The following is a 9,138-nucleotide window of genomic DNA, read 5'->3' on the forward strand; positions in this document are numbered from 1 at the left end:
GCTACTGCGAGGCCAGGATCAGCGCGTCGACGTCGAGGTGGTGCCCGGCGCGTTCGGCCTTGGTCCGCAGGTACTGTTCGTTCTCGGCGGTGATCTCGCCGGTGACCGGGATGCAATCGACCACGTCGATGCCGGCATTGCGCAGGCGCTGCGCCTTGGTCGGGTTGTTGGTCAGCAGCTGGATGCGCTGCACGCCCAGCCCGTGCAGCATCGCCACCGCGCTGCCGTAGCGACGCTCGTCGGCGCCGAAGCCGAGTTGCGCGTCGGCATCGATGGTGTCCAGGCCGTCGTGCTGGTAGCCGTAGGCACGCATCTTGGCGGCGATGCCGGTGCCGCGGCCTTCCTGGTCCAGGTACAGCAACACGCCGCCGCCCAGTTCCTTGAGCTTGGCCAGGCCGTGGCGCAGCTGGTCGCCGCAGTCGCACTTGAGCGACCCGAACAGGTCGCCGGTGAGGCAGGACGAATGCACGCGCACCGGCACCACGCCCTGCAGGTCCGGCTCGCCGACGATGATGGCGACCTGGTCGCGCTGCGCCACGCCGCCACGGAACACGGCGAATTCGGTCATGCCGACGCTGCGCAGCGGCACCGGCGAGCGTGCGACCAGTTCGTAGTCGCGCGCCGCGCGGGCCGCGCCCTGCTGCAGGTCCTGCAACGAGACGCCGACGCAGCCGTCGAAGGCGGTGGCGTCCGCTGCCAGCGTGGTGGCGACCATCGCCGGCAGCAGCAGGCCCAGCCGGGCCACTTCCACCGCGGCGGCGTCGAGCTCGTCGCCGGCGGTCCAGCCGGGCGGGATCGGTGCCGCGTCGCGCAGGTAGCCCAGTGCGGGCAGTTCGTCGAAGCCCAGCCCGGCCAGCGGCACCCGCGCTCCGGTCTCGGCGTCGGCGCCGAGGATGCGGGTGCGCGCCGCGGTCAGGAACAGGTAGTGCCGTTGTCCGGCGGCCTGGGCGAAGGCGTCGAAGCCGGCGGCGGTGCTGCTGTCCAGGGCGATGGCGGCCAGCCGCCGGCCGCTGCCGTCGGCGATCAGCACCGGCCGGCCGGCGCGCAGCTCGGCGACGGCGCGTTCGCAGCGGATCGTTGCCGGGTCGCCGAAGTGGGCCGCCGGGAGCTTGGGGGAGGGGGCGGGCGAAGAGGTCATCGAGTCACCTAATGGGGATGCCGGCAGCGGATTCAACATGCGCCGGCAGCCGCTCAGTGCGGATGCCGCGCGGTGGCGTAGGGATTGGCTTCGCCGCTGCCGGGCGGGCGCAGGGTGTAGCGCTTGTAGGTCCACTGGTACTGCGCCGGCGCGCGCCGGGCGATGCGTTCGATGCCGGCGTTGAGGGTGGTCGCGGCGGTCAGCGGGTCGGGATCGGCGATCGACGCCGGCGCCGGTTCCACGTGCAGGGCGAACTGCAGGTCCGGGCCGGTGCGTTCGCACCAGGCATAGAGCACGGCGGCGCCGGTACGTTCGGCCAGGCGGTTGACCAGGGTCATGGTCAGCGCCTGGACGCCGAAGAACGGGGCGAACACGCCATCGCCGGCCTTGGGCTGCTGGTCGGGCAGGATCCCGACCGCGCCGCCGTCCTTGAGCACCTTGAACAGCTGCCGCACCGCCGGCCCCTCGGCCCGCACCTGGCGGATGTTGTCGCCGCCGCGCACCTGCTGCAGGAAGGCGTCGCCCACCGCCGAGGCCGGCGGCGCATAGACGATGGCGATCGGTCCGCGCGAGGCCAGCCACTGGTTGAGCAGCTCCCAGTTGCCGTAATGCGGGGCCACCACGATCACGCCCTTGCCGGCGGCCAGCGCGGCGTCGTACAGCGCCTGCCCATGGCGCTCGCGCAGGCTGCGGGCGAGGTTGTCGGCCGGCGGCCGGGTCCACAGCCGCAGCGTTTCCAGCGCCTGCCGCGCGGTGGTGCGCATGACCTGCCGGTGCAGCTCGGTGCGTTCGCCGGGCGCCAGTTCGGGCAAGGCCAGCTCCAGGTTGCGGCGGGTGACCCGGCTCTCGCGGGCATCGAGCCGGATCCACAGCCAGGCCAGCGCGTCGGCGAAGCCGCGCAGCCAGGGCCAGGGCAGGCGGGCGAGCAGGGCGGTGGTCCGGTAGAGGAGTCGGGCGGTGGTGTCCGGTTTCATCCCCGCAAGTCTAGCCGCTGGCGGCGGTGCGCCGGTCGCGGTGCCGGCGGATGCTATGGTCTGCGGCCCTCTTCACGGACCGTCGGGAACCCCGCCATGCTTGCCCTGATCCAGCGCGTCACCCAGGCCTCGGTCAGCGTCGAAGGGACCGTCGTCGGCCGGATCGGCCCGGGCCTGCTGGCGCTGGTGGCGGTGGAGCCGGGCGACGACCAGGCCCGCCTCTCGCGCATGGCCGACCGGCTGCTCGGCTACCGTGTGTTCTCCGACGAGGCCGGAAAGATGAACCGTTCCCTGCGCGACACCGGCGGCGGCCTGCTGCTGGTCAGCCAGTTCACCCTGGCCGCCGATACCGGCTCGGGCATGCGGCCCAGCTTCAGCACCGCTGCGCCGCCCGCGGAGGCTGAACGGGGGTTCAACCAATTGGTGGCGATCTGCCGTGAAAAACACGGATCAGGGGTGGAAACGGGGAGGTTCGGAGCCCATATGGTTGTCAGCCTGGTCAACGACGGTCCCGTGACCTTCCTGCTCAGGCCCTAGCGCGCCGGGATCCACCGCCCGGCAGGCCGGCCGTGGGCTGGTATAATGCTAGGTTCTCTTCCCTGCCGGTGGCGCGAGCACTACATGGCCAACGAACGTCCTGCCCAGCAATCCGATATCAAGCAACTTATCAGCAAGGGCCTGGAACAGGGCTACCTGACCTACGCCGAAGTCAACGACCACCTGCCCGACGACATCGTCGATCCGGAGCAGATCGAGGACATCATCGGCATGATCAACGGCATGGGCATCGATGTCCATGAGGTCGCCCCCGACGCCGAGACCCTGCTGCTCAACGACGGCAACACCGGCAACCGCGAGGTGGACGACACCGCGGCCGAAGAAGCCGCCGCCGCACTGACCGCGCTCGACACCGAAGGTGGCCGTACCACCGACCCGGTGCGCATGTACATGCGCGAGATGGGTACCGTCGAGCTGCTGACCCGCGAGGGCGAGATCGCCATCGCCAAGCGCATCGAGGAAGGCCTGGGCCAGGTGCAGGCGGCGCTGGGCACGTTCCCGGTGACCATCGAGACCCTGCTGGCCGATTACGAACTGCACAAGGAAGGCAAGAAGCGCCTGGCCGAGATCGTGGTCGGCTTCAACGACCTGGTCGAGGAAGAGCCGGCGCCGGCCGTTGCCGCCGATGGCGACGACAGCAGCGACGACAGCGACAGCGACAGCGACGACGACGATGCCGACGACGACGTCGCCAGCGACGAGGATACCGGCCCGACCGGTCCGGATCCGGCCGAGGTCGCGCGTCGCATGGAGCTGCTGGCCAGCGACTACGCCAAGTTCAAGAAGGCCCATGCCAAGGGCGACGCCAAGGCCGTGGCCAAGCTGCGCGAGGAGCTGGCCGCCACCCTGGTGACGCTGAAGCTGCCGCTGCCGCTGACCGACGTGCTGGTCAAGCAGCTGCGCGACGTCATGGCCAGCATCAAGGGCCACGAGCGCCGCGTGCTGCACCTGGCCACGGTGACCGCGCGCATGCCGCGCAAGGATTTCATCCGTTCCTGGGAAGGCAACCAGACCAACCTGGAATGGGTGGAAGACGCACTGAAGCGCAAGCAGAAGTGGTCTTCGGCGCTGCGCGAGGTCAAGGACCAGATCATCGCCGAGCAGCAGTCGACCATCGAGATCGAGAAGACCACCTCGCTGACGCTGGACGAGCTGAAGGAAATCAGCCGCGCGATGGCCTATGGCGAAGCCAAGGCGCGCAAGGCCAAGAAGGAGATGGTCGAGGCCAACCTGCGCCTGGTGATCTCCATCGCCAAGAAGTACACCAACCGCGGCCTGCAGTTCCTGGACCTGATCCAGGAAGGCAACATCGGCCTGATGAAGGCCGTGGACAAGTTCGAATACCGCCGCGGCTACAAGTTCTCGACCTACGCCACCTGGTGGATCCGCCAGGCGATCACCCGCTCGATCGCCGACCAGGCGCGCACCATCCGCATCCCGGTGCACATGATCGAGACGATCAACAAGCTCAACCGCATTTCCCGCCAGATGCTCCAGCAGTACGGCCGCGAGGCCACGCCGGAGGAACTGGCCAAGGAAATGGACATGCCGGAAGACAAGATCCGCAAGGTGATGAAGATCGCCAAGGAGCCGATCTCGATGGAAACCCCGATCGGCGACGACGAGGATTCGCATCTGGGCGACTTCATCGAGGACACCAACGTCGAGTCCCCGATCGAGAACACCACCAACATCAACCTGTCCGAGACCGTGCGCGACGTGCTCGCCGGGCTGACCCCGAGGGAAGCCAAGGTGCTGCGCATGCGCTTCGGCATCGACATGAACACCGACCACACCCTGGAAGAGGTCGGCAAGCAGTTCGACGTCACCCGCGAGCGCATCCGCCAGATAGAGGCCAAGGCGCTGCGCAAGCTGCGTCATCCCACCCGTTCCGAGCAGCTGCGCAGCTTCCTCGACATCGACTGACCCGGTCCGGCCCGCGCGCGTCGCGGAGACGGCAGGAAAGGCCCCGCATCTGCGGGGCCTTTTCGTTTGCGGCGCCGGAATCGCGGATTTCCCGGGAAGAGGTGCCGAGGTGCGCGCAAGCGGCCATGCCATGCGCTGGATGCCCGTGGCCCTCCGTGGAATGTCTTCGCGGAGGCAGGGGACAAGAGCGGCCGTTGTCGCTGGTCCTCGGCCAGTCCTCGGACAGGGAGGCGAAACGACGGATGCCGGCACTGGTATCAAAAATGGGAAAGGGCACCGCGCCTGCGGCGGCAACTGGTGGTATTTTCGGCACTTGGATCGGTCTAAATGGGGTGGGCCATGGCGGGTGCAGAGGCGAAGGCGAAGTGGCTGCTGGCGCTGGCGGTGCTGGCGGGCGCGGCCGTTGCGGGCGATGGCGTCGGCGAGCGCGCAGTGGCGGCGGTCGATCCGTTCATCGGCACCGGTGGCGAGGGCCACACCTATCCCGGAGCGACGGTGCCGCACGGCATGATCCAGCTCAGCCCCGACACCCAGATCAAGTCGCGCAAGGAAGGCTATGGCTGGGCGGCCGGCTATCGCCATGACGACCGCACCATCGTCGGCTTCTCGCACACCCATTTCTCCGGCACCGGCCATTCCGACCTGGGCGACGTGCTGCTGATGCCGGTCGCCGGCGAGGTGAGGTACGAGCGCGGCGACGTCGACAAGCCCGGCAGCGGTTACACCTCGCGCTTCCGCCACGAGGACGAGCAGGCAGAACCGGGCTATTACGCCGTCACCCTCGACGACTACGGCGTGCGCGCCGAACTGACCGCCAGCGCGCGCGTCGGCATGCATCGCTACACCTTCCCGAAGAACGGGCCGGCGCATGTACTGATCGACCTGCGCACCAGCATGTACGACTACCCGGGCAAGATCCTGTGGTCGCGCCTGCGGTTGCGTCCGGACGGCACCGTGACCGGCTTCCGCGAGACCCGCGGCTGGGCGCCCGGGCGCCAGCTGTACTTCGCCATGCGCTTCTCGCGGCCGATCAATGGGCATGCCTTCCACAACACCGAGAGCGACATTCCGTACCGCGGCTTCCCGCCGCCGGCGGAGAACGACCCGGGCGCGCGCGCGCAGATCGAGGGGCGGCAGCTGGTGGGCAGCTTCGACTTCGGCGAGGGATTGCGGGAACCGCTGCTGGTGAAGGTATCGATCTCCCCGGTCAGCGAGGACAACGCCATCGCCAACCTCGATGCCGAAGCGCCCGGCTGGAACTTCGACGGCATGCGCACCGCCGCCCGCGCGGAATGGGCGCAGGCGCTGGCGGCGGTGGACGTGGACGCGCCGGAGCCGCTGCGTACCAGCTTCTACACCGCGCTGTACCACACCATGCTCGGCCCGACCCTGTTCATGGACAGCGACGGCCGCTACCGCGGCCCCGACAACGCCGTGCACCAGGCGCAGGGCTGGACCAACTACTCGACCTTCTCGCTGTGGGACACCTATCGCGCGCTGCATCCGCTGATGGCGCTGCTGCAGCCGCCGCAGCGCACCAACGACATGGTCAACTCGCTGCTGGCTGCGCGCCGCCAAAGCCCTTACGGCATCCTGCCGGTCTGGTCGTTCCACGGCCTGGAGACCTGGTGCATGATCGGCTACCACGGCGTGCCGGTGATCGCCGACGCCTACATGAAGGGCATCCGCGGCTACGACGCCGACGAGGCGCTCGCCGCCATGGTCGCCAGCGCCAACTACGGCCCCTACGACGGCATCGCCCAGTACCGCGAACTGGGCTGGGTGCCGATCGACGAGGAGGGCGAAGCGGCGAGCAAGACCCTGGAATACGCCTACGACGACTGGACCATCGCGCGCATGGCCACGGCGATGGGCCGCGACGATGTCGCCGCGGAGTTCGCCCGGCGCGCCGGCAACTGGAAGAACGCCTTCGACCCGGGCACCGGCTTCATGCGCGCACGCAAGCGCGACGGCAGCCTCCGCGAACCGTTCGATCCCACCGCCAGCGGCTACGGCACCGACTACACCGAAGGCAACGCCTGGCAGTACTCCTGGTACGTGCCGCAGGACGTGGCCGGGCTGGCCGACGCCCACGGCGGCGCCGACCGGCTGCTGGCCCGGCTCGACCAGGTGTTCGACGCCGAGGTCGATCCGTCGATCTTCGACCACATGGAAGACATCACCGGCCTGATCGGCTGGTACGCCCACGGCAACGAGCCCAGCCACCACGTCGCCTACCTCTATGCCCACGCCGGCCAGCCGTGGCGCACCCAGGCGCGGCTCAAGCAGATCATGGATACCCAGTACGCACCGCGGCCGGACGGGCTGGCCGGCAACGACGACCTCGGCCAGATGTCGGCCTGGTACGTGTTCACCGCGCTGGGCTTCTACCCGGTCACCCCGGGCAGCAACGAGTACATCATCGGCCGCCCGTTCCTGCCGCGCGCCAGCTTGAACCTGCCCAACGGCAAGCGCTTCGCCATCGTCGCCGACGGCCTGGACGACGCCCATCCCTACATCGGCGCCGCCACCCTCAACGGCAAGCCGCTGGAGCGCGCCTTCCTGCGCCACGAAGAGATCCTGGCCGGCGGCGAACTGCGCTTCACCATGCAGGCCGAACCCAACCGCCAATGGGGCACCCACCCGGAGGCGAGGCCCTACTCGCAGTCGACCTACTGACACAGGCGCCCGGCGCAGGCGATGGCGGTGGCCGCCTGCGCCGGCCTCCACTACACTTGCGCACCGGCGCCGGGCCTATAGCTCAACGGTTAGAGCAGAGGACTCATAATCCTTTGGTTCCAGGTTCGAATCCTGGTGGGCCCACCATGCAACAAGGTTGCCTTCGTGCCGCGCAACGCATCTGCGCATTCCGGCAACCCGCAGTGGCACTTGCCGACGATCAACGTGCACGGGGCCTTATTGCGATGGCCACACTCATGATCGTCGTACCCGGGTTGATCGACGCACCAATGCCGTCCTGAGTGATCCGCGTCACGCGGCACATCCGGTTTTCCCGCCATTGCTGCGCAACAGGCAACACCGTGAGCCCGCCCGCGGATCTACTGCCTTTTGCCTGTATTTCCTACGCTGATCCCACACGGTGCCCTGCCGTGATCTGAGTCCAACGCCGCGTGGCGAAGGACCTCGTCCTCGACCGAAACGCAGCACCGTCGCGCCGGGCATTCCTGCCCGCGCATCGATGTGTCCTGGGTCGGGCGAAGACGGGCATCAGGACTGTCCGGGTCGACCGCCATTCCGTCGATCCGCTCAGCGCCAGCCTTGCCTTGCTGCCAGTCAGCCAACTTTCGTGGAGATCCCAACATGTTCAGCCTGGAAAACACCGCAGCCCCTGTCGCGCCCGCGCTCGACGAACTGGTTCCGTCGCGTTACGCGCTGAAGGTCGGCGACATCGACGTGCTGGTGGTCAGCGACGGCGTGCTGCCGCTGCCGACCAAGATGCTCGGCCACAACGTCGAACCGTCCGAACGCGCGCAGTGGTTCGAGCAGATGTACCTGCCGCAGGACGCGTTCGACTGGGCGCTGAACGTGATGGTGGTGCGCAGCGGCGAGCGCACCATCCTGATTGATGCCGGCCTGGGCCTGGATCCGGACTTGCAGCTGCCGCGGGCCGGCCAGCTGATCCGTCGCCTGCGCGCGTCCGGCATCGACCTGGCAGAGATCACCGACGTGGTGATTACCCACATGCACATGGATCACATCGGTGGCCTGCTGGTGGACGGGGTGAAGGAGCGCCTGCGCCCGGATCTGCAGATCCATATCGCCGCCTCCGAAGTGGAGTTCTGGAAGTCGCCGGACTTCACCCGCACCAACATGCCGCAAGGCTTCCCGGATGCGTTGCGCGCCACCGCCAGGCACTTCTGGGCCGAATACAACAGCTACGTGCTCACCTTCGAGGAGGAGTACGAAGTGGCGCCGGGCGTGACGGTGCGCCGTACCGGTGGCCACACGCCGGGTCACAGCGTGGTGCGGCTGGCCTCCGGTGGCGATGCGCTGACTTTCGCCGGCGATGCGGTGTTCGCGGTCGGCTTCGACCAGCCGAACTGGCACAACGGTTTCGAGCACGACCCGGAAGAGTCGGCGCGCGTGCGCATAGAGCTGCTGAAGGAACTGGCCGGCACCGGCGAGATGCTGGTGGCCACCCACCTGCCGTTCCCGTCCATCGGCCGTGTCTCCGTCGATGGCGATGCCTTCCGCTGGGTGCCGGTGTTCTGGGATTTCTGATCGCGCCCTGCTGGCTAGGTGTTCCCGCACCGATCTGGTGCGGGGACGTCTTTGGTCGTTTGCAGTACGAAAAGTAAAGTTTTAAGAATTTTTCACGGCCAATGATCCCATGTGGCGGCGCAAAGTAGCTCCTGTTCCGACTCATCCACTTCCGTAGGAGGCTCCACCATGAACACCGTTACCCGTACCGCCAGCACCATCACCACCGCCGACGGCGTGCAGCTCTACTACAAGGACTGGGGCCCGAAGGACGGTCCGGTCGTCACCTTCAGCCACGGCTGGCCGTTGAGTTCGGACAGC

7 protein-coding genes and 1 tRNA gene are annotated in these 9,138 nt (G+C 68.2%); 6 read left to right on the forward strand and 2 right to left on the reverse strand.

Going from position 1 to position 9,138, the window contains the following annotated elements; genetic code table 11:
* Position 1: 1 nt before the first annotated feature.
* Complete coding sequence (gene ribA / locus OK345_RS16925) at positions 2-1,138, reverse strand: GTP cyclohydrolase II RibA (protein WP_265129179.1); 1,137 nt, start codon at positions 1,136-1,138, stop codon at positions 2-4.
* Between the two features lie 53 nt (positions 1,139-1,191).
* A complete protein-coding gene (locus OK345_RS16930; protein ID WP_265129180.1) occupies positions 1,192-2,112 on the reverse strand; it encodes a lauroyl acyltransferase in 921 nt (306 codons plus the stop codon).
* A 96-nt stretch (positions 2,113-2,208) separates the two neighbouring features.
* On the opposite strand from OK345_RS16930, the gene dtd reads away from it, so the two are divergent.
* From dtd to OK345_RS16960, 6 genes are all read left to right on the forward strand, one after another.
* Complete coding sequence (dtd, locus tag OK345_RS16935) at positions 2,209-2,649, forward strand: D-aminoacyl-tRNA deacylase (protein ID WP_265129181.1); 441 nt, start codon at positions 2,209-2,211, stop codon at positions 2,647-2,649.
* Positions 2,650-2,733: 84 nt separating this feature from the next.
* Positions 2,734-4,596, forward strand: coding sequence for an RNA polymerase sigma factor RpoD (gene rpoD, locus OK345_RS16940; protein WP_265129182.1), 1,863 nt, complete (start codon positions 2,734-2,736; stop codon positions 4,594-4,596).
* A gap of 327 nt (positions 4,597-4,923) precedes the next feature.
* Complete coding sequence (locus OK345_RS16945; RefSeq protein ID WP_265129183.1) at positions 4,924-7,275, forward strand: GH92 family glycosyl hydrolase; 2,352 nt, start codon at positions 4,924-4,926, stop codon at positions 7,273-7,275.
* A gap of 71 nt (positions 7,276-7,346) precedes the next feature.
* Positions 7,347-7,422: transfer RNA gene (locus OK345_RS16950), tRNA-Ile, on the forward strand.
* A gap of 495 nt (positions 7,423-7,917) precedes the next feature.
* Positions 7,918-8,838, forward strand: coding sequence for an MBL fold metallo-hydrolase (locus OK345_RS16955; protein ID WP_265129184.1), 921 nt, complete (start codon positions 7,918-7,920; stop codon positions 8,836-8,838).
* Between the two features lie 168 nt (positions 8,839-9,006).
* The coding region (locus OK345_RS16960) for an alpha/beta fold hydrolase (protein ID WP_425510984.1) at positions 9,007-9,138 on the forward strand (132 nt) is incomplete at its 3' end.

It is taken from the genome of Xanthomonas chitinilytica (assembly GCF_026107455.2).
GTDB lineage: Bacteria > Pseudomonadota > Gammaproteobacteria > Xanthomonadales > Xanthomonadaceae > Stenotrophomonas > Stenotrophomonas chitinilytica.